The 20,819-nt window shown below is 66.1% G+C and carries 18 protein-coding genes; 5 read left to right on the top strand and 13 right to left on the bottom strand.

Translation table 11 applies throughout. From position 1 onward, the window contains the following. On the bottom strand, nucleotides 1-1,331 hold a 1,331-nt coding region (locus tag A7X97_RS08580; RefSeq protein ID WP_111007826.1), incomplete at its 3' end, for an XVIPCD domain-containing protein. Beyond that, a complete protein-coding gene (locus tag A7X97_RS08575) occupies nucleotides 1,328-1,966 on the bottom strand; it encodes a hypothetical protein (protein ID WP_072167164.1) in 639 nt (212 codons plus the stop codon). The genes A7X97_RS08575 and A7X97_RS08580, both read right to left, overlap by 4 nt. Before the next feature lie 685 nt (nucleotides 1,967-2,651). Here A7X97_RS08575 and A7X97_RS08570 point away from each other — a divergent pair. Beyond that, a complete protein-coding gene (locus A7X97_RS08570) occupies nucleotides 2,652-3,086 on the top strand; it encodes an SseB family protein (protein ID WP_072167163.1) in 435 nt (144 codons plus the stop codon). A gap of 48 nt (nucleotides 3,087-3,134) precedes the next feature. Here A7X97_RS08570 and A7X97_RS08565 read toward each other — a convergent pair whose 3' ends face one another. Both A7X97_RS08565 and A7X97_RS08560 read right to left on the bottom strand, forming a co-directional pair. Further along, a complete protein-coding gene (locus A7X97_RS08565; RefSeq protein ID WP_111007825.1) occupies nucleotides 3,135-4,355 on the bottom strand; it encodes a multifunctional CCA addition/repair protein in 1,221 nt (406 codons plus the stop codon). Between the two features lie 205 nt (nucleotides 4,356-4,560). Continuing rightward, complete coding sequence (locus A7X97_RS08560) at nucleotides 4,561-6,546, bottom strand: transglycosylase SLT domain-containing protein (protein WP_111007824.1); 1,986 nt, start codon at nucleotides 6,544-6,546, stop codon at nucleotides 4,561-4,563. Between the two features lie 151 nt (nucleotides 6,547-6,697). Between A7X97_RS08560 and A7X97_RS08555 the strand changes: the two genes are divergently transcribed. Continuing rightward, a complete protein-coding gene (locus tag A7X97_RS08555) occupies nucleotides 6,698-7,105 on the top strand; it encodes an ExbD/TolR family protein (protein ID WP_088497183.1) in 408 nt (135 codons plus the stop codon). Between the two features lie 9 nt (nucleotides 7,106-7,114). Here A7X97_RS08555 and A7X97_RS08550 read toward each other — a convergent pair whose 3' ends face one another. Next, nucleotides 7,115-7,573 carry a hypothetical protein gene (locus A7X97_RS08550; RefSeq protein WP_143592538.1) on the bottom strand — a complete coding sequence of 153 codons (459 nt, stop codon included), beginning with the start codon at nucleotides 7,571-7,573 and terminating at the stop codon, nucleotides 7,115-7,117. A 293-nt stretch (nucleotides 7,574-7,866) separates the two neighbouring features. On the opposite strand from A7X97_RS08550, the gene A7X97_RS08545 reads away from it, so the two are divergent. Continuing rightward, nucleotides 7,867-10,677 carry a TonB-dependent receptor gene (locus A7X97_RS08545; protein ID WP_404830553.1) on the top strand — a complete coding sequence of 937 codons (2,811 nt, stop codon included), beginning with the start codon at nucleotides 7,867-7,869 and terminating at the stop codon, nucleotides 10,675-10,677. A gap of 132 nt (nucleotides 10,678-10,809) precedes the next feature. On the opposite strand, the gene fhuE is transcribed toward A7X97_RS08545, so the two are convergent. The 3 genes from fhuE to A7X97_RS08530 all read right to left on the bottom strand — a co-directional run bounded on the left by fhuE (nucleotide 10,810) and on the right by A7X97_RS08530 (nucleotide 14,268). After that, nucleotides 10,810-12,972 carry a ferric-rhodotorulic acid/ferric-coprogen receptor FhuE gene (gene fhuE / locus A7X97_RS08540; protein WP_111007823.1) on the bottom strand — a complete coding sequence of 721 codons (2,163 nt, stop codon included), beginning with the start codon at nucleotides 12,970-12,972 and terminating at the stop codon, nucleotides 10,810-10,812. A gap of 184 nt (nucleotides 12,973-13,156) precedes the next feature. Then, nucleotides 13,157-13,708, bottom strand: coding sequence for a M23 family metallopeptidase (locus A7X97_RS08535; protein ID WP_065178064.1), 552 nt, complete (start codon nucleotides 13,706-13,708; stop codon nucleotides 13,157-13,159). A 77-nt stretch (nucleotides 13,709-13,785) separates the two neighbouring features. Further along, nucleotides 13,786-14,268, bottom strand: a complete 483-nt coding sequence (locus A7X97_RS08530; protein WP_061479611.1) for an Lrp/AsnC family transcriptional regulator — start codon at nucleotides 14,266-14,268, stop codon at nucleotides 13,786-13,788. A gap of 72 nt (nucleotides 14,269-14,340) precedes the next feature. Here A7X97_RS08530 and A7X97_RS08525 point away from each other — a divergent pair, with 72 nt between their 5' ends. Then, nucleotides 14,341-15,216: an EamA family transporter gene (locus A7X97_RS08525; RefSeq protein WP_072167156.1), complete on the top strand. Its 876-nt coding sequence runs from the start codon at nucleotides 14,341-14,343 to the stop codon at nucleotides 15,214-15,216. Nucleotides 15,217-15,294: 78 nt separating this feature from the next. Here A7X97_RS08525 and A7X97_RS08520 read toward each other — a convergent pair whose 3' ends face one another. The 4 genes from A7X97_RS08520 to A7X97_RS08505 form a co-directional block, all read right to left on the bottom strand. After that, on the bottom strand, nucleotides 15,295-16,032 hold the full coding sequence (locus A7X97_RS08520) for an endonuclease/exonuclease/phosphatase family protein (RefSeq protein ID WP_172412138.1): 738 nt from the start codon (nucleotides 16,030-16,032) through the stop codon (nucleotides 15,295-15,297). Nucleotides 16,033-16,085: 53 nt separating this feature from the next. Beyond that, entirely contained in the window at nucleotides 16,086-16,892 is an 807-nt protein-coding gene (locus A7X97_RS08515) for a thiol:disulfide interchange protein DsbA/DsbL (RefSeq protein WP_111007822.1), read from the bottom strand. A 106-nt stretch (nucleotides 16,893-16,998) separates the two neighbouring features. Next, entirely contained in the window at nucleotides 16,999-17,649 is a 651-nt protein-coding gene (locus A7X97_RS08510; protein ID WP_072167154.1) for a thiol:disulfide interchange protein DsbA/DsbL, read from the bottom strand. Between the two features lie 106 nt (nucleotides 17,650-17,755). Next, nucleotides 17,756-18,556 (bottom strand): c-type cytochrome, encoded by an 801-nt coding sequence (locus tag A7X97_RS08505; protein WP_111007821.1) that lies wholly within the window; start codon nucleotides 18,554-18,556, stop codon nucleotides 17,756-17,758. A 156-nt stretch (nucleotides 18,557-18,712) separates the two neighbouring features. Between A7X97_RS08505 and yihA the strand changes: the two genes are divergently transcribed. Next, nucleotides 18,713-19,315, top strand: a complete 603-nt coding sequence (gene yihA, locus A7X97_RS08500) for a ribosome biogenesis GTP-binding protein YihA/YsxC (RefSeq protein ID WP_049414655.1) — start codon at nucleotides 18,713-18,715, stop codon at nucleotides 19,313-19,315. 99 nt (nucleotides 19,316-19,414) lie between these two features. Here the strand turns inward: yihA and A7X97_RS08495 are convergent, their stop codons facing one another. Further along, nucleotides 19,415-20,389 carry an MBL fold metallo-hydrolase gene (locus A7X97_RS08495; RefSeq protein WP_111007820.1) on the bottom strand — a complete coding sequence of 325 codons (975 nt, stop codon included), beginning with the start codon at nucleotides 20,387-20,389 and terminating at the stop codon, nucleotides 19,415-19,417. Nucleotides 20,390-20,819 lie beyond the last annotated feature (430 nt).

The following is a 20,819-nucleotide window of genomic DNA, read 5'->3' as shown; positions in this document are numbered from 1 at the left end:
GGATTGTCGAGCGCTCCCTGCACGACGAACATGCGAGGGCCTGAACCATCGCTGGGAGGATCGCCCAAGACAACATGATCGACGCGTTCCAGGCCGCTGTGCTTGGCCTTTGCAAGCAGGCTGGCCGTCATTCGCTCGCTGGTTTCATCGAAGCTGCGCCCGTGCTTGGCATCCACGGCAGATACACCGTCGCGAATCTGCCGGTAGAGCGCATGGTCGGGGTGGCCGTCCGTTCGGGGATCCAGGCCTGCCTTGTCCAAGGTTGATTCGATGCTTTCCTGCAATGGACTCTTGGGAGCAAAGCCTGGGTGGCTTAGAGAGGGCGAGCCCTTTTCGGTTGTCTCATGGACCAGACGCTCCCCAGGTTTCAATGCACTTTCTGCGCGCTGCACGGCTTCGGCTTCGCGACGGGCGTACGCTCCGGCTTCCTCAGTGCCGCGAAGGTGATTGACCCCGTCGCGCAGGAGTCCAGGGCCACCGCCGACAAGTACGGTCGCCCCCAGCCGCAACTGGTGGATGTCTTTGCGATACTCCGCTATCCGGCGTAGGTCCTCGGCATCAGTGATCCGCGCCTCGGGGTCGTCCAGTACGGACTGCACTGGGCCCTTGTCGGTCATACGGTCAATGAAGTGAACCATTCGATGGGAATCACCCAACTGGACCGCAACCGCAGCGGACATGACATGGCCGCTTTTCATCCCAAGCGATACGAGCGAGGCGATGCGCTGGCCCTGCTCGGCATCGCGCAAGACTCCCAGTTCCTTGGGGAGTGCGTACATCTCAACCTTGCCGTAATGAGGGCCGGCCGCACTAACCAGGTCGCCCGCCATCACATGGTTGGTGAAGGGCGCCGCATTGGCCGGCTGGCCTTCAGGCAGGCGATACGCCAGCCCGGCAGCGCCGTAGGGGTTGAAGGCGTCGCCAGGAAGATTGTAGTGGTGGGCAGTGATCTGCGCGAGTGCGCCGCCTAGGGAATGTCCAGTGACGTACACCGGGCCATATCCGTTTTCCTCAGCTTGCTTGATTGCCTGCTTGGTCAGTACGAGGGCATCATTAATCTGTGCGTTGACTCTGGCGCTGACCATCGCTGCGTCGACGCCGCCATCAAGTATGGCCTGGCGATCAAACTCGGTGCCTCGGTGGGCGATGATGATCTCGTTGGTCTTGATGTTCCGGTACACAACGCCTTGATAGCCGCTGACTGCGTCACGTCGCCCTAGAACTTCGAAGTCTTCACCATCAACGCGCAGCGATTCCTTATCGCCTGGAGCTGGATGTGACGGTGGGGAGTAGGCTGCATTGGCCAGGGCTGCATTGGTTAGAGGTCTCATGGGACGATTCCTTTCGAAGGAGACGATATCTCTATGGCAAAGTACTTCTGCTTCTCGATATCAGACAATCTGTTGTAGCTATACTGGGACTGCGTTCGCACCCACCCAGGCGTCGAACTCTTTGTTTGCAGGGTCATTTGACTGTCTGCGTACGAAATCGATGTGAGTAGTTTCTTCAGTTCGAGATGGTGGACGGCAACTGATATGAAGCCTTCGCGTCCCTCGGAAATGACTGGGAATGAAGCTCGAATGATGCTGGGTTTCCATTCGCATGGCCCACGCCCGTAATAGTCAGCGACTGCCATGCCGTCCTCGAACACGGTGCTGCTGAACTCGGTTGCACTGACGCGTTGTACTGGGAACTCTACTGACTGCCGTTGGGGGGCGTACTGCACACCCTCGTAGTTGTTGATCGGTGGGAGGCAGAGCGGATCTATCTCGTAGGAGACGAAAACCTTCGGGAGGGTGAGCTCCACAGGCGCATCGTGGACCCGGATCACAATCGGTAGTGCATCCTTGGGTGCAGGATTCTCGCGATAGACCGGGTATGAGCGTTCCTTGTTGCATCCAGTAACGGCCAGTGTGATCAAGGCGATCAACGCCACGTGAGTGAGGGGGGGGGAGGGTTTCAGCATGAGCGGTCCATGTCGCTGATTGAGGTAGGCGCCTCTTCAGGGTTACTACGGGGCACGGTTCTCTGCGCGTGACGATACCGGCAGGATTGCCCTGATCCTTGATCGGCTGGACAGGAGGGAAGGCCGAGGAAGACGGCGCCATGTACCGCGCTACGGTGCACATCTGACAGGTTGCGCTGCTCGTGCTGCCAGCTTCCTTGGCCTTCATCCATGCATGCCTGTGGCGCGAGGCCTTGCGAGGTAGCGTTCATCGGCGTTCCGTTGCTCTACGTCATCCGACTATACGATCCGCTCCAGCCGTGCTCAAAGCTCTCGGTCATGCCAGTCTCAACGTCCTTCCAGGATTGAGTGAAGCGACGCCGGCACAGGGTCAGAAGCGAATCGGACACATTGACGATTTCGTCAAACTGTTGGAGCAGGGTCTTAACAATTACCTCGTCGAACGGCTCAGGGGGGAGCAGCGTTCGCAGAATCAGCGGCCGGCCGTATCCTGCCCGCCGTGCTTTCCTCCCAAGGCCATCAAGATTTCCGCGGCCCCGATTCCCTTTGGCTGGATCCAGACCGGTGAGCGCTGGGCGCTTTGGAATAACGGTCGCCGACGCCCTGCGTGTCCCTGCCAATGCGCTGTCGTGCCTCACCCTAGGCCTGTTAAAGTCTGCCCTGCAACCACGTACCGGAACCGACCATGGACCACGACACCCCGTTCGAACCCCTCAACGACCTCGAGGTGCGCCTGCTGCAGGCCCAGGACGGTACGCTGACCGCAGCGCAGTTCCTCGACGGCCTGCTGACCTCGACGGCGTTCGTGCTGCTGGACAAGGCCATCGGCGAAGATGGCGCCTGGGACGAGAGCATCTCGCCGCTGGTGCTGACCAGCGAGAGCGGTGAGCCGATGTTCGCGGTGTTCACTGCCCCCGAGCGCGCGGGCCTGTGGCACGAGCAGCTGCCGCAGTTCGCGCATGCCATGCCGATCGCGGTGCACGCGCTGCTGGCCGGCATCGGCGAGGGCGTCGGCCTGGTGCTGAACCCGGGCCTGGACGTGGGCATGGAGATGATTCCCGATGCCGTGGCCCAGCTGAAGCAGCGTGCGGCGGCGATTACCCGTGGGATGGCGCATTGAAGCCAGTGATATAGGGGTGCCGGCCAGCGGCCGGCACTACCAGGTGCTTCAGCGGGCGGCGGCAATCGCCTTCACCCGCGCCTTGGCCAGCGCTTCACCGATGGCCGGGCCCTTCAGATGGGTGGTATCCAGATCCCGCGCCTGCACTGACAACGCCGCCTGGTGCAGTCGCTTGAGCGTTTCGCCCTGCGGGTAGTCGGCGTCCTCGAAGCCGAGACGGCCACGCTTGTCGGCTTCGCAGCACAGTGCGATGCGCGCCACGCGCTCCGGCCGGCGCAGCGCATCACAGCGGCCCAGCAGTTCCAGCACGGTGGCATCGCGCAGTTCGTCGATGCGGTGCACGTTCAAGTGCTCGCGACACACCGCTTCAGCCAGCTGCTGGTGCTCGGCTGGAATCTTCAACCGCGCACACAGTGCCTTCAGCGGCTTGATGCCGCGCTGCTCGTGCATGATGTGGCGCGGCCATTCCTCCGGCGGGGTCAGGCCCTTGCCGAGGTCGTGGGTGAGCGCGGCGAAGCCGACCAGGTCATCGCCGGGGGCCAGCTTCGCGGCCATGTCGCTGACCATTTCCTGGTGGATGCCGGTATCGACTTCCGGGTGGAATTCAGCACGCTGCGGCACGCCGTACAGCGCTTCCAGTTCGGGCAGGATCGGGCCCAGGGCATGCGCATCGTGCAGTGTGCGCAGGAAGGCGGAGGGCCGCTCACTGACCAGCGCCTTGCGCAGTTCCTGCCAGACGCGCTCGGGCACCAGCGCGTCCAGCTCGCCACTGGCGGCGACCTCGCGCATCAGCGCCATGGTCTCTTCGGCGACGGTAAAGCCCAGCGGCGCAAAGCGCGCCATGAACCGGGCCGCGCGCAGCACGCGTAGCGGATCCTCAACGAAGGCCGGGCCAACGTGGCGCAGCACGCGTTGCTCGATATCGCGCACACCGCCATAGGGATCCACCAGCGTGCCGGTGTCTTCGTCAAAGGCAATCGCGTTGATGGTGAAGTCGCGGCGCTGCAGGTCTTCGTCCAGCGTCACCGCCGGATCAGCATCGACCACGAAGCCGCGATAGCCGCGGCCGGATTTGCGCTCGGTGCGCGCCAGTGCGTATTCCTCGCCGGTCTTCGGGTGCAGGAACACCGGGAAATCGCGGCCAACCGCTGTGTAGCCCTGCGCTTCCATCTGCGCAGGCGTGGCGCCAACCACCACCCAGTCGCGGTCGCCGGCAGGGCGCTGCAGCAGGCGGTCGCGCACGGCGCCGCCGACAAGATAGATCTTCATGGGGGAATGATCGCACGGTAGGCGCAGATGTTCCGGTAGTGCCGGCCGCTGGCCGGCAACCGCAGTCACCCCGAAGCTGCCGGCCAGCGGCCGGCACTACCGATGCAGCGGCCAGCCCGAGCCAGGCCAGCAGGCTCATCGTTTCCCTCCCCACGGAATGGATACCGGGGAATGCCGGCCAGCAGCCGGCAGTACCGTGTTGCGGTCAATCGCCACCCTGCTCGGCGTCGGCCGCGCAGCTGAATTTCTTGCGCTTGTCCACCAGGCGCCCCATCAGGCGGTCGCTCAGCGGCAGGGCATCACCATTGAGGCGCCAGTCGTAGATCACGCTGAAGGCCAGAACGCGGGCAACGTACTCGCGGGTTTCCTTGTAGCTGATGGTCTCGATCCACAGGTCCGGATCGAAGTCCGGGCGCTGGCCCTGCCAGCGTGCGGTCGGGGTCGGGCCGGCGTTGTAGGCGGCGATGGTCACGTACGGCAGACCGTCGTACTTGTTCATCAGCTGGCGCAGGTAGGCGGTGCCGATGGCAATGTTGGTGTCCGGGTCGTACAGGCTGTCGGCGCCGCCGTAGCCGGTCAGGCCGATCGACTTGGCCACGCTGGCACCGGTGGCCGGCAGCACCTGCATCAGGCCCATGGCATTGGCAGGCGAGCGCGCACGCGGAGTGAAGGTACTCTCGGCGCGGATCTCCGCGGCCACCCAGGCCGGGTCGATCGCGTTGCGTGCCGATTCGCGGCGGATGGTGGCGTCGTGATGCAGCGGGAAGCGCAGGTCGTACAGGCGCTGTTCCTGCGGCTGCTTGCCGAGCGCGAACACGGCGCGGTCGAACCAGCCGTTGTCCTGCGCCACGCGCACGGCGAGGCGGCGCTGGGTGTCATCGAAGCGCGACAGCGCGCTGTTCCATTCGGCCACGGCCCAACCGGCGCGGTCGATCTGGTACAGCGCCATCGCGCGCTGGATGGCCGGGTCGCGCGCGATCACCGCCTGTGCCTGTGCGCTGTCGTTCGGCTTCCACGGGCACAGGGTGTAGCCCTGCTGCAGCTTGTCGGCGGCCAGGAAACCGTGGAAGGTCGGTGCGCGTGCGGCTTCGCGGAACAGCGGCTGCGCCTGCTGGGCCTGGCCGGTTTTTTCCAGCATGCGGCCTTCGAAGTAGCGCCAGCGCGGGTCGCTGCGCTGCTTGCTGCCCATCTTGCGGATCGCGGCCAGCGCTGCCGGCCAGTCGCCGCGCGACATCGCTTCGCGCACGCGCCATTCGTGCAGGCGCTCGTCGTAGGCCGATTCGGGTACCGCGTTGAGGCGGCGTGCCGAATCGGGCAGGTAGGAGGCCACCGTCCACAGCGCGATCTGGTACAGCACCTGGCCCTGCTGGTCGGCACTCAGGCCGAGCGCCTGGGCGTACTGCGGCAGCTGCTGCTCGGTGGCGCCGGGGTCGGCCTTGGCCAGCTTGGCCAGGCCATCGGTGGCGATGCGCCGGCTGCGCTCGTTGCGCGGCCAGTTCAACGCGCTGGCATTGGGCTTGTCGACAAAGGCTGCGTAATTGTTCGCCAGCGCCAGGTCGGCGGCGGGCAGGCCGCGTGCGGCGCTGCGCATCACCGCCGGTTGCTGGGCATCGGCGGCGGCATCGATGCGTTCCCAGCGCAGGGCGTCGCTCAGGCCACCCTGTGCCTGCAGTACGGCAAAAACGGCATCACAGCCGTCCGGCAGCGACTTGCCGTTCTTGCGCCACAGATCCTGCGCTTCACTGATCCACTGCGGATCGACCCTGCCCGTCACCTGGCGCGCGGTCAGCTGCGCACAGCGCAGGCCGGGGTTGTCGGTGGGCGCCCAGTTGGCCAGCAGGGTCGGCCAGTCCTGGCGGCGTGCGAGCGAGGGCAGCCACACGCTGCGGAAGGTGCTGGCCACGGCCTGGCCGTCATAGCGCTTGAGGAAGGCCTGCGCCTGCGCGGTATCGACGGTGTCGATGTTGCGCCGCAGGTCGGCGTACTCCAGCCAGCCATAGGCCGGATGGCGGCTGAGCGCAGCGGCCTGGCCAGGATCGTACTGGCCGCGTTCGGCGGCTGCGATCGCGGCTTTCAGCTGCGCGTTCTGGGCATCGAGGGACTGGGCATTGGCGCAGCCGATCAGCAGCGTGGTGGCCAAGGGCAGCAGGGACAGGGCGGTCGAAGTGCGTCGGGTCATGGCGACCAGCATAGCGGGCGATGGCTGAATTCAGTTTCGCATTGCGTGCACGCCCGGCGTCGGCAACGACAGCTGAATGAATCCGCGCAGGCCCCTGCCGCACGGGGTCGCAGGCGTCGTAACGTCGGCCCTGGGCGAACGGCCCGGCTGCAGGGAGCGGCACATGGCGTTCAGTAGCGCAGGAGGAAGCGGCCCGCTGGCGGACATCAATGTCACGCCACTGGTGGATGTGATGCTGGTGCTGTTGATCATCTTCATTGTGACCGCGCCGATCGTGGCCCGGCCGATTGCCGTGCAGTTGCCGCAGGCCACCGATCGCGTGGTTGACCGTCCCGAACCGCCCCCGCCGATCGAGCTGCGCCTGGACGCTGGCAACCAGCTCAGCTGGAATGGCCAGCCGATGGCGATCAGTGAGCTGCAGGCGCGCCTGCAGGCACAGGTGGGCGAACATGCCGGCAACCTGCCGGAGCTGCGCATCGCCACCGATCCGGCGGCCGAGTACGAAGGCATGGCGCGGATATTGGCTGCGGCCGAGGCGACCGGCATGGAGCGGATTGCCTTCGTGCGATAGAGCGTTGTCTCACTGCCGCTCATGCGGTGATTGCAGCATGAGCGGCGCTTGCCCTGCTGACAGCGTCGCATCCAGAATCCGCAGAAAAGCCATTTCAATCTGCGCCGGAACCGGGGTCGGATGTGCTCGCCACCTTCTGGTCTCAGGGTCATGTTCAACGTCGAAAGCGGTCAACTCGGCTCTCTCGAAATCCACCACAACCGTCCACCCCTCTCCTGAGGCCGAGGCCGCATCGCTGGGAGAGAGGCAGTTGTTGCACTCGATCACGCCGCCTGCCCTCGATTCGCCTGCCAGAGGAAGAAGCAGCGTGATCACCATCATGACGCTCGGCACGGCAGTTAGTGCTTTCATGATCGATCCGCCCGCGAATGGCTGGAGGTGCGAGTCTGCACCGGGTCGATCAAGCGGGCCTTCTGAATGAAGGAATTTCAGACTATTCCTGAAATGGTTCGGCAAAGGCACTTTCATGCGCGCGGTAGTTTCCGGCGCGCGCTGTCGCGGCCAGCATCAAAGCGAAGCGGCGGAACATTACCGTCCGGTTCTAAACGGCATTCATCTGACGCAAATGTCATGCAATTGCGTCAATTCCGCGTGAAAGAGTGTCGATCGTCACGCCGTGATTTTTACCGCTTGTTTACAAAGGAGACGCTGCCGCCATGCAGGGGGAGCGCGGCAGTCCATGTCCCGACATTCCTTTGGAGAGAGAGCGAATGAATCACCTGCACCACCGCCCGTTGGCGGTTGCCGTCACGCTGTGCGTGATGGCCCTGGCCCCATTGGGTGCCGCTGCACAATCCACCACCAACCTCGACGCGGTGGAAGTGACCGGTACCCGCATCAAGCGCGCTGAAGTCGAAGGCCAGGTGCCGATCCAGACGCTGACCCGCGGTGATATCGAACGCACCGGCCTGACCTCGATCGGTGAAGTGCTGCAGCAGCTCACGGGTTCCGGCTCTGCGCTCAACGCCAAGTTCAACTCGTCCGGCAACTTCGGTTTCCCGCCCGATGGCAGTGGCGTGGGTGCCGGCTCGGCGCAGGTCGATCTGCGCCACCTGGGTGCCAAGCGCGTGCTGGTGCTGGTTGACGGCATCCGCTGGGTCAACGAGTCGTCCGCATCGGGCGTCGGTGCGGCCACCGACCTCAACACCATTCCGCTGGCCATCGTCGAACGCATCGAGGTGCTGGAAGACGGCGCGTCGTCGCTGTACGGCTCCGATGCCATCGCCGGCGTGGTCAACATCATCACCCGCCGCGACTTCGATGGCGGGCAGGTGACGCTGAACTATGGTGAGTACAGCAAGGGCGACGGCACCCAGAAGGGCGTGGACCTGGCGTGGGGCAAGAGCGGTGATCGCTTCAGCCTGTTCCTGGGCGCCAGCTGGACCAAGCAGGACCCGGTATTCGCCAAGGATCGCGAGCAGTCACGTTTCCCGATTCCGGGCACCGGCCTGGCCTTCGGCAGCGGCGGCATTCCACAGGGCCGCTTCGCCTTCGTCGACCCCAACACCGGTGCCGAGCAGGACATCGTGCCCAACAGCGGCGTGCCCAACCCGCGTTACGACGGCAGCGCCGGCTGCAACCGCAGCGATGACTACCACTGCTTCACCAGCGCCGACCGCTTCAACTTCGCCGAATACAACATGGTGCTCACGCCGTCCGAGCGCAAGGGCCTGTTCGGTCAGTTCCGCTTCGACATCACTGACAACGTGCAGTGGTACATCAAGGCACTGGGCAACCGCCGCGAGTCGACCAACCAGGCCGGCCCCGAGCCGCTGTTCTTTGGTCCCGATGGCGCCACCGGTAATCCGTTGGCCGACAACATCGTGGTCTCGCGCCTGAATCCGTACAACCCGTTCGGCTTCGACCTGGTGTCCTCGGGCAACATGAGCCTGATCGGCCGTCGCCCGGTGGAAGGCGGTGCGCGCGTGTTCAAGCAGGAGGTCAACACGACCTACGTGGCCACCGGCCTGGTCGGCAACTTCCAGGCGGCCGACCGCAGCTGGTACTGGGACGTCAACGGCATGTACAGCAAGAACAAGGCCGAACAGACCAACTACGGCAGCTACAACATCTACAACGTCAACATGGCGCTGGGTGACCCGGCGGTGTGCGCGGCTACCCCGGGCTGCGTGCCGTTGAACATCTTCGGTGGCGTCGGTTCGATCACCCCGGACATGCTGAAGTGGATCCAGCCGGTGGTGCGCGACCGCAGCCAGAACGAGCTGAGCCTGTTCACCGCCAACCTGTCCAGCGAGCTGTTCTCGCTGCCGGCCGGCCCGGTGTCCTTCGCCACCGGTTTCGAGTACCGCAAGTACGAGGGCTGGTACCAGCCGGATCCGCTGACGGTGATCGGCCACTACAACGGCGTGCCGTCGCAGCCGACCTCCGGTTCCTACGACGTCAACGAGGCCTACCTGGAGTTGAGCGTGCCGATCTTCGCCGACTCCTCGTTCGGCAAGAAGCTGGACCTGAGCCTGGCCGGCCGCTATTCGGATTACTCCACTTTCGGTGGCGAGTTCACGCCCAAGTACGGCCTGCGCTGGCAGGTGACCGATGACTTCGTGCTGCGCACCACGTACGCCGAGGGTTTCCGCGCACCGTCCATCGGCGAACTGTACGGCTCGGCCGCACGTGCCGACCTGCAGCTGTTCGATCCGTGCTCGGTGGGCCTGGGCGGTACGCCGCCACGTGGCAGTGCCGCCAATTGTGCCGCGCTGGGCGTGCCGGCCGGCTTCCAGCAGGCCAACTCGCAGATCTCGGTGACCACCGGCGGCAATCGTGATCTGGAACCGGAGCGCTCGCGCAGCTTCAGCACCGGCTTCGTGTGGAGCCCGTGGTTCGGCAACAACGCGTCGTGGTCGGAGCGCTTCGATGTGGAGGTGACCTTCTACCGCCACGCCATCGATGGTGCGATCCAGGCCATCAACGCGCAGACCCAGCTGGACCTGTGCGTGGACACGCTCGACCCGCTGTACTGCGATGGCATCACCCGCGCCAGCACCGGTGCGGTCAGCAGCTTCAACAACCGCCTGACCAATCTGGGCTCGATCAAGACCGACGGCTGGGACGTGGACCTGTTCTGGACGTTGCCGCAGACCTCCTTCGGCCAGTTCAAGCTGGCGTGGAAGAACACGTTCGTCGGTCGTTACGAAGCCACCGGCGCGGCCGGGCAGAAGCAGCCGCAGAAGCCGGGCGTGGAAGTGGCCGACAGCTCCATTCCGGAGTGGACCAGCAACGCCAGCATCGCCTGGACGATGGACCGCTGGAGTGCGAACTGGACGGTGCGGCACATTTCCGAGCTGACCGAGAACTGCGGCGATGCCGTGGCATTCCCGGTGTGCAGCAACCAGGCCGACGGCACCAACACGCTCTCGGCCACCACCTTCCACGACATGCAGGTGGGCTACAAGATCGACTGGATGAAGGGGCTGCAGCTGACCGCGGGCCTGAACAATGTGTTCGACAAGGATCCGCCGATCTGCCTGTCGTGCTCGTTGAACGGGTATGACGCCTCGACCTACGACATCCCGCGTGGCCGTTACTGGTACCTGCGCGCGGACCTGCGGTTCTGATGTGAGGGGGGCAGCGCCGGTCAGTTCCGGCGCTGCCTTGCGGATGTAGCGCCGAGCCCGCACTCGGCTGATTCTCTGAGCCGAGCATGGGCTCGGCTCTACAGGTGCGGGGCGGTCGTACCCCGCGTCTGATCAGAACGCCCAGGTGAACGTCAGCGAGCCATTGCGGCCATCGCCGTACGCACCGTAGCCGTTGATCTGCGAGAAGTACTTCTTGTCCAGCAGATTGTTCAGGTTGGCCTGCACGCTCCATTCCGGCGACAGGCGGTAACGCACGAAGGCGCTGACCAGGGCGTAGCCGCTCTGTTCGATGCGGCCGTAAGCCGGCACCGCGTAGTAGATGCGGTTCTGCCAGTTGGCGCCGCCGCCGACGGTCAGTGCCTGCAGCGACTGCGGGGTGTAGCTGGTGAACAGTTTCAGCGCGGTCTGCGGCAGGTTGGTGTTGATGTCGGCGCCGTTGATGTCCTTGGCCACGTAGCGCGAAGCACCGAAGGTCGCGTTCCAGCCGGGTGCCAGTTCGCCGTTCAGTTCGAACTCGAAGCCACGGCTGACGGTGCCACGCGCGGCCACGTAGGCCGTTTCGCCGCCGGTGCCGCCGATGACCGGCTCGCCGGTGGACTGGCCGACGTTGTCCTGCTCGATGCGGAACACCGCCACCGAGGCATTCAGTCGGTTGTCGAACCAGGCACCCTTCACGCCCACTTCGTAGCTCTTGCCGTCCACCGGGTCCAGGTAGCTGCCGTTGCGGTCCTTCAGCATCTGCGGCTGGAAGATCTCGGTGTACGAGGCATAGGTGGAGTAGGTGTCGTTGATGTCGAACACCAGGCCCGCATACGGGGTGGTGACTTTGTGCGAACGGTCGGCGCCTTCGCCTTCGCTCTTCCAGTCGGTGTAGCGCGCGCCCACGATCAACTTCAGCGGATCAGCCAGCGACAGGCGTGCTGCAGCATAGGCGGCCTTCTGGGTGATGGTGCCTTCGCTGGCCAGGGCCAGCGGATTCCAGTTCGGTTCGCTGATGCTGCCGTTCCAGTTCAGGTAGCTGGAGAAGGGGTCCCAGGCGAGGCCGGCGCCGCCGATCTGGTAGTCGCCGTAGTTGGCGTACTCGCGCCTGTTGTAGCTCAGGCCGCCCATCACTTCGTGCTTCAGGCCAAACAGCTCGAACGTGCCACTGAAGTAGCCGTCCACCGCATTGACCTTGCGTTCGGTGTTGTAGAAGCCGGCCGACGGCGAAATGCCGGCACCGGTGTTCTTGTCGAAGAACGAAGCGCCGGTGACCCAGTCGTTGTAGGCCGGGTAGAACAGCTTGTCGTCGGCCCTGGTTTCGTCGTGGGTGGCGCCGATGCGGACTTTCCAGTCATCGTTGAAGGCGTGTTCCAACGTGGCGAACGCGCGCTTGCTGGTGGTGTCCCAGTAGGTCCAGCTCGGGTTCGGATTGAACGATTCGTCGTAGCCGGTGCTGGTTCCATCGGAGAACAGCATCGGGAAACCACCCCAGGTGGCGCCGTTGGCGCGCTTCTGCTGGTAGTCGTAGCCCACGCTCAGCTGGGTGTCCGGGGTCAGGTCGGCGTCGATGACGGCGTAGCCCAGCGTCTTGTGCTGGTTGTAGCGGTCCATCTGCGCGTCGGTGTCCAGGTAGCTGCCGATCACGCGGGCGCGCACCGAACCGCTCTTGTTCAGCGGGGTGGTCACGTCCACGGTGCTGCGGGTGCGGCCCCAGCTGCCGACGTTCACCGAGACGCTGCCGGTCAGTTCGGCGCTGTCGGCGTGCTTGCGCACCAGGTTCACCGACGCCGACGGGTTGCCGGCACCGGTCAGCAGGCCGGTGGCGCCACGCACCACTTCCACGCGGTCATACAGCGCCAGGTCCAGGCCGGAATCGCCGTAGCTCCAGTTCTGCACCATCTGCGTCGGCAGGCCATCGAACTGGTAGCTGTCGATGTAGAAGCCACGCGAATAGAACTCGGTGCGCTCGCTGTCGGACTGGGTGCTGCTGACGCCGGTGGTGTTGGCCAGCACGTCGATGATGTCGTCCAGGTTCTGATCTTCGATGCGCTGGTGGCTGATGATGCTGAGCGACTGCGGGATCTCGCGCGGTGCCAGGTCGAAGCGGGTACCGGCCGAGGTGCGGCGCACCGAATAGCCTTCGGCGCGTTCGCCCTTGACCACCACTTTGTCGAGCGTGGTCGGGTCGGCGGCGGTGTCGGCGAAGGCGGCCGGGGCCACGGCGCAGAGTGCAGCGAGCACGGCAACGGACAGCCGTTGCGGCTGCGGGATACGGAAAGCGGAACGGTTCATGGGGGTCCTGGACGAGCACGCGCGCTCGGCCAGCATCCAGAAGGCGAGGCGCTACGGGTGGGAAACGGGCGGGCAGGCCGTCCTGGCACACCGGAAACGAAAGAAATGGTAATACGAACTATTACTATTTACAAATCATGAACGCGGAAGGCGCTCGCGCAGGACTCGACGCAGCACACGGCGTTCAGCGCAGCAGCGGCAGTGGATCGCGGGCGCCGTCGGCGCCGTAGATGCCCCAGTGCAGGTGCGGCGGCGTACCCTTGGCGTTGCCGCTGTCGCCGACGTGGCCGAGAAGGTCGCCGGCCTGGACCACCTGGCCGCGCGCCAGGCCCTCGGCCCAGTCGTCCAGATGGGCGTAGTAGTAGCGCTCGCGCCCGGGCCCAATTACCCACACTTGGCGGCCACCGAGGCCGCGGTCGCTGACATCCACGACGACGCCGGCGGTGGCACTGCGCACCGGGGTGCCGCGCCTGGCGAAGATGTCGATGCCGGCGTGGGAGCGGTCACGGCCGCGCGGAGCGCCGAACGTATCGGCGATCTGGCGGGGCCGCACGCCTTCCACCGGCACCGGAAGCTCGGTGGCCGGAGGCATCCGCGACAGTGTCCACAGCAGTTTCGGTGCAGCAGCCCATGGGCTGTTCCACAGCGCCATCGCGGCAACGATCGCGATGACCAGCCACAGGCCGCGCAGCAGCCAGCGGCGCAGGCGACGGGCGGGGGAGTGCGGTGTGTTCATGGTCTCCGACTGTAGCGCCGAGCCATGCTCGGCGGCTGTTACTTTGTGGTCAAAGCGCAGTCGAGCATGGCTCAGCGCTACAGAACCGGGGCCAGCGGCACTTCGAAACTGCGCTTCAACGTTCCCAGTGCCACCGAGGTGCGGAAGCGCTCGATGTTGTCATCGCCACCGAACAGGCGCTCGGTGATCGCTTCGTACTCCTCCATCGACGCGGCCGAAAGCAGCAGCAGGAAATCGCCGTCGCCGGTGATCGAGTAGCACTGCTGCACGGCCGGGTCGTCCTGCACGCGGCGCTTGAACGGCGCCACGCGTTCACGCAGCTCGCTGACCACGCGCACCTCGACGATGATGGTCAGCGGCCGGCCGATCTTTGCGGCATCGATCACCGCCACATTGGCCGCGATCACGCCGCTGTCCTGCAGCCGCTTGATGCGTCGCTGCACGGCCGGGGTGGACAGGTGCACGGCCTCGGCGATCTCGCGCTGCGGCAGGGTGTTGTCCCGCTGCAGCAGGTCGAGGATGGCGCGGTCGAAGCTGTCGAGCACGGGGGCGGTGGCCATGGCGAGCAGAAGTTGCACGAACAGGCTGTCAATTGAGCCAAGTGCTCGGCGCCGGCGCAATAGACTTTGCCCATGCAGACCTCACGACTTGCGCCGATGTTGCCGGCGCTGGCGGTGCTCGGCTCGGTCACCTCGTTGGCCATCGGCACCTCCTACGCCAAACACCTGTTCCCGCTGATCGGCGCACAGGGCACCAGTGCGCTGCGCGTGGGCTTCTCGGCGCTGTTGCTGCTGCTGTTCTGGCGGCCTTGGCGCTGGAAGACCCGCCGCGTGGATGCCATCACCCTCCTGCGCTACGGGCTCACCCTGGGCCTGATGAACCTGCTGTTCTACATGGCCCTGCGCACGATTCCCTTCGGCATTGCGGTGGCCATCGAATTTACCGGGCCGCTGACGGTAGCGATGCTGTCATCACGACGCCCCATCGATTTCGTCTGGGTGGGGTGCGCGGCGGTGGGGCTGTTGCTGCTGCTGCCGATCGGCGGCGGGCCGGCACTGGATCCGGCAGGCGTGCTGTATGCGATGGGCGCAGCGGCGTGCTGGGGCCTGTACATCGTGTTCGGCAAGCGTGCCGGCCACCTGCACGCTGGGCATTCGGTGTCGCTGGGGCTGCTGGCGGCTTCGCTGGTGGTGGTGCCGGTGGGCGTGGCGCATGCCGGTGCCGCGCTGCTCGATCCGAAGATCCTGGCGGCCGGCCTGCTGGTGGCGCTGGTGTCCAGTGCGATCCCGATGTCGCTGGAGATGATGGCGCTCAAGCGCCTGCCAAAGGAAACCTTCGGCATCCTGATCAGCATGGAGCCGGCGGTGGCCGCGCTGTGGGCGATGCTGCTGCTGCACGAGCACCTGCATGGATTGCAGTGGCTGGCGATCGGTTGCACGGTGCTGGCCTCGGTGGGCAGCACGATGACGGCGCGGCGATTGAAGGTGCCGGTGGTGCAGGCAGGGTAGCGCCGGAGAGCGTGCGGACCTACGGTCCGCACCCACCAGAGCGGCGTGCCAACCAAGGTTGGCACCTACCGGGAGCGTTCAGCGCAGGGCGTCGGCCGGGACGTCGATCTGCATCGCCAGGGCGAGGTGATCGGAAAACGCGGCCGGTATGGCTTCCACGGTGCGGGTCTGCAGGCCACTGCTGACCAGGATGTGGTCGATGGCGCGGTCGGGGCGCCAGCTGGGGAAGGTCGGCACGATGCAGCCGGGCGGCTGCAGCCGGGTCTTCTGGTACAGCACCTGCATTTCCGGGCGTTCTGCCAGGCAGTTGAAGTCGCCCATCAGCACCGCGTTGGGGTGGTCGGACAGCAGCTCGGCGATGAAGCCCAGCTGCGACATCCGCGATCCCGCGCCCAATGACAGATGCGCCACCGCCACCGCCAGGCCGTCGGTACCGTCGCCGAACTTGGCCAGCAGCACGCCGCGCCCGCCGATGCGGCCGGGCAGGGCGTGGTCCTGCACTTCCACCGGTTCGAGCTTGCTCAGCAGGCCATTGGCGCTGGACGCGACCCCGCCCATGCGCCGGTTCGGCTGGTGGCTCCAGTAGTTGAAGCCGGCGCGCTGGGCCAGGTAATGGGTCTGGTTGGTGAAGCCCGAGCGCAGGCTGCCCGGGTCGGCCTCCTGCAGGCCGACGATGTCATGTTCGCGCGCCAGGGTGGCGATCGCGTCCAGGCTGCTGCGCTTGCGACCCGCCGGCAACGCATGTGACCAGCTGCGGGTCACATAGTCGCTGTAACGGCGGGTACTTGAGCCGGCCTGGATGTTGGCCGTCAGCAAGCGCAGGGTCCGTGTACGGGGGGAATTCACGGCCGGGAAATGCTTCTCTTGGATCAGTGAGCCTGGGCCGCACCGCGTTCGCGGGCGATCAGGTGGTCGGCGATGCGCAGCATGTCCGGGAAGCTCTTGCCCTTCACCAGGTACTTGCCGTTGACGATGATCGACGGGGTGCCGCTGATCTGGCTGCGCTGGGCGAACTGCTTGGCCGAGTTGGTCTTGGCATTCACCGCGAAGCTGCCCATGGTGGCCGCGAACTGCTTCGGATCAACGCCGTAGGCGGCGTAGAACTTGGCGATGTCTTCTACCGAGTCACGGCCGCGCTCGCCCTTCAGGGTCTTCTGCGAGTGGATGGCGGCGTACAGCGCTTCGTGGGTCTTCTCCTGCACGCCCAGGGTCTGCGCGGCGTAGAAGGCACGGGCGTAGTCATCCCAGGTGCCGCCGAACATGGCCGGCACGTAGACGAAGTTCACGTCGCTGGGCAGGCCGGCCTTCCATGGGCCGACCAGCGGCTGGAACGCGGCGCAGGCCGGGCAGACGTAGCCGAAGATCTCGGTCACTTCGATCTTGCCGGCGGCCGGCTGGAACGGCTGGCCGTTCGGGATCACCTGGTAGTCGGCACCTTCCACCGGAGCCGGGCCGGTCAGTGCGGCGGTGGTCGGGGCCGGTGCGGCGGCCGGCGCCGCTTCGGCCGGGGCCTTCTCGCCTTCAGCGGCAGCCGGCGCGGCGCCTTCGCTGCCCGCTGCCGGCGCAGCAGCCGGTTCGGCCGGGGCCGCGGTGGTGTTGGTGCTGCCGTCGTCGGCCTTGCAGGCGGCCAGGATCGGCAGCAGCGCTGCGAGGGCGAGGGCGTAACGGATCTTCATGGAAACGTCTCCAGCATCTGGAAAGGTGGGGCCGGCGGCAAGCGCCGGCCAAGGGGAAATGATGACATGCGGCGGCGACAACGCCGTGTCGGTGGTGGGTGTTGGTTCAGCGGCCGCGGGCGGCGCGCGCCTGCGCGATCAGCGCCGAGGCAATGCGCAGCTGGTCGTCGAAGCTCTCGCCGCGCACCAGGTATTGGCCGTTGATGATCAGGGCCGGTGTGCCCGGGATCTTGGTGCGCTGGGCGAACGCGCGCGCGGCGTCGACCTTCTTCTGCACGGCATCGCCGCGCAGGGCCTGGATGTAGCGGTCCGGGGTCACGCCGTAGGCCTTGTAGAAGGTGGCGAGCTCATCGGCCGAGACGTTCTGCATCGGCAGCGACCCCTGCTCGTGCAGGGCCTTGAACACGGCGGCATGGCTGCGCTTGGCCACGCCGACTTCATCGGCGGCGTAGTAGGCCAGGGCCCAGGCATCCCAGGCACCGCCGAAGGCCGCCGGGACCGGGGTGAAGCGCACGTCGGCCGGCAGCTTGGCCGCCCAGGCTTCCAGCTGCGGTTCGAAATGGGCGCAGTGCGGGCAGGTGTAGCCGAAGACTTCGACCACCTCGATCTTGCCGGCCAGCGGCTGGAACGGGCCCGGCTGGGCGATGCGCTCGTAGTCTTTGCCCTCGACCAGCGGGGCATTGGCGGGGGTGGCGGCGCAGGCTGCCAGCGGCAGCAGCACCAGCACGGACAACAGCAGGCGGGAAATCAACCTCATCGACACGCATCTCCGTTGAAAAAAGCAACGCCGGCGCAGCCGCCGGCGTGAAGGAAACATACCGCAGCCGTGGGCCGTCGTCGCGGCCCGGGCCGACCAGTGGTGGTCAGGGGGCGGCAGCCGGTTGTGTTGGCGTGGCCGCGCCGGCCACATCGTCGGCCTTGTTGTGCAGGCCCTGCAGGTAGCTCGACAGCGCCTGCACCTCCTGCTCGCTGAGCTTCTGCGCGACCGTGGCCATGATCTGGAAGTGCGCCTTGTCGGTCTCGTTGGTCTGGCCGGCCTGGTACTCCTGCAGGCGGCGCGCGACATAGCTGGCGTGCTGCCCACCGAGGTGCGGATAGGCCGGACCGGGATTGCCGGCACCGCTGGGGCCATGGCAGGCCATGCAGGCCGGCAGGCCACGCTTGGCATCGCCGCCGCGGTACAGCTGCTGGCCGATCTCGTAGAACTTCATGCCTTTGTACGGGCCCTCGGTCACCGCCGTGTCATCGGCGATGCCGGCGTTGGCTTTCTGCGTGGCGAAGTAGGCGCCGATATCACGCATGTCCTGCGGGGTGAGGTTCTGCACGAACGGCACCATCGCCACTGCCGCGCCGGAACTGCGCTGGCCATTGGCGATCAGGGCCATCTGCTGGGCCACGTAGCGCTCGCTCTGGCCGGCAATGGACGGATACATGTCCACCGTGGAATTGCCGTCGACGCCATGACAGGCCGCGCAGGCCGAGGCCTTGGCCTGGCCGGCCTTGGCATCGCCCCAGTGGGTCTTGCTGAAATCCACCTCCAGCGAGGCGGTGTTGATCGGCCCATTGTCGGGCAGCGGGGTCAACGTGGTCTGCGCGAACGCAGCAGCGGCAACGACTACAGCAGTGGCAAGGGCGGATACGGCAAGAACGCGAGCGTGGCGCATGCTGAAGCTCCGTATGGACCGGGCCGGGCGGTGGCCGCCGGCATCGTTCGGATTATCAACGCCGTTTCCGCGCACGGTCAACGCAGCAGTGCAGCAAAATGCCCGCAAAGGCCGCCGGCACGGGCGCGCGGCGCCGCAACATGCGATCCTAGGCACATGTCATTGCTCATCGAACGTGCCCGTTACCACCTTTCGGCCCATAACGTGCGGCAGCTGCCGCCCGACGAAGGGGCCGAAGTGGCCTTCGCCGGCCGCTCCAACGCCGGCAAGTCCAGTGCGCTCAACGCGCTGACCCGCCAGAACGCCCTGGCGCGTGTCTCCAAGACCCCCGGCCGTACCCAGCAGCTGGTGTTCTTCCAGGTCACCCCGGAGGCGCATCTGGTCGACCTGCCCGGTTACGGCTACGCCAAGGTGCCGCTGGACCTGCAGGCGCACTGGCAGGCCTTCATCGACAAGTACTTCCGCACCCGCGAGGCCCTGAAGGGGCTGGTGGTGGTGATGGACATCCGTCATCCGCTGAAGGACTACGACCGGCAGATGCTGTCCTATGCCGTGCAGCGCGGCCTGCCGGCGCACGCCCTGCTGACCAAGGCCGACAAGCTCAGCCGCAGCCAGCAGATGCAGTCCCTGCAGAAGGTGCGCAAGGAGCTGCAATCGGCCTACGGTGACAGCGTCAGCGTGCAGGTGTTCTCCGGCGAAGACCGTACCGGCGTGGACGAAGCCCGCGCCGTGATCGGCGGCTGGCTGGGGCTGGAATAAGGCCTTCCCTGCCTTCCTGTAGAGCCGAGCCTACGCTCGGCGGCGGAATCCCGGCACGCTGCGCGTGGTAGCCGAGCATGGGCTCGGCGCTACACGAGGTCATTTCAACGGCGAATACTCCGCCGGGACCCACGCATAGGCCTGGCCTTCACTGCGGACGTGGCCCAGGCCGGGGAACGGCAGGTGCGCACCGGCCACCCACCAGCCGTTGGCGGTGGCCTGCTGCAGCAGCCCGCGACGGCTGGCGATGGCCGCCTTGCGGTCCGAATCGGCCTCGAACGCGGCCTCCGGGTGCGCGAACTGCACCGCATGGAAGTGCAGCACGTCGCCCCACACCAGCAGTGACTGGCCCTGGCTGTCGAACCGGTAGGAGACGTGACCGGGGGTGTGGCCATGGGTGTCCATTGCCACCGCGCCGCCGGGCAGGGCATCGCCGGGGTTGAACGTGCGCAGGTGGCCACTGGCCTGGTACGGCGCCACCGCGTTGCGTGCCAGCGGGAAGGCGAAGCGCACACCCTTCGGCGCAGAAGCATCGCTGGCCGGATTGAGCCAGTAGTCGGCATCGGCCCTGGACAGCCACACGGTGGCATTCGGGTAGGCCGGCTTGCCCTGAGCATCGAGCACCCCGCACAGGTGGTCCGGATGGGCGTGGGTCAGCAGCACCTCGTCCACCTCGGCCGGGTCCACGCCGGAGGCGCGCAGGTTGCCCAGCACCTGGCCCAGGCCGGGGCCGAAGCACTGCGCGGTGCCGGTATCGACCAGGGTCAGGTGGTTGCCCTGGCGCACGAGGAAGGCGTTGATCGCGGTCTGCAGGCCCTTCTTGTCTTCGGGCACGTAGCGGCCTTCCAACAGGCGGCTGACCAGTGTCGGCGGCACGTCGACCACTTCCTGCCGGCCCAGCGCGACCACGCCGTCGAACAGGGCGGTGACCTGCAGCGCACCGACGCGCTGGTGGTAGACGCCGGGCACCTGCTGGGTGGGCGCGGGCGAGGTGGCTTCGGCCAGCGCGGCCAGTGGCAGGGCGGACAGGGCCAGCAGCAGGGCGGAGCGCAGGGGAAGGTGGCGCAGGGTCATGAGGGTTCTCGGTGGATGACGGGGGTTCCGTTGGCCTAGCGTGCCGTGACTGGCGTGCGCACGGCGCTCAAACCACTGCGTGGAATGCTCAGGGAAGGGGGTGTTGTCTGCAGGGCTGCGCCCTGCACCCGCTACGAGCCAGAGCAACGGCCGAAGCAACAGCAACAGCAACAGCAACAGCAACAGCGGGCTATCCGTGGGATGGCGGGGTGGGTCCGGTTGCGGGAGGCGCCGTAAACCCATCCATGGGGGCTTGGCCGCGGCATCCATGCCGCGGACACTCCCGCAACAGGACCCACACCGCCTTCGACAGTTTTCCGCGATCTGTTGGAAATTCTCTTGGGGTCAGATCGATTTTGATGTCTGACAGATGTGTCGACCAAGGTCGACACCTACCAACAGCCGCGACGATCTGTCAGAGGTGGGGCGG

Source organism: Stenotrophomonas sepilia (assembly GCF_003244875.1).
In the GTDB taxonomy this organism is placed as follows: Bacteria; Pseudomonadota; Gammaproteobacteria; order Xanthomonadales; family Xanthomonadaceae; genus Stenotrophomonas; species Stenotrophomonas sepilia.
The sequence above is the reverse complement of the archived record's forward strand: the minus strand, read 5'-3'. Positions and strand labels throughout refer to the sequence as shown.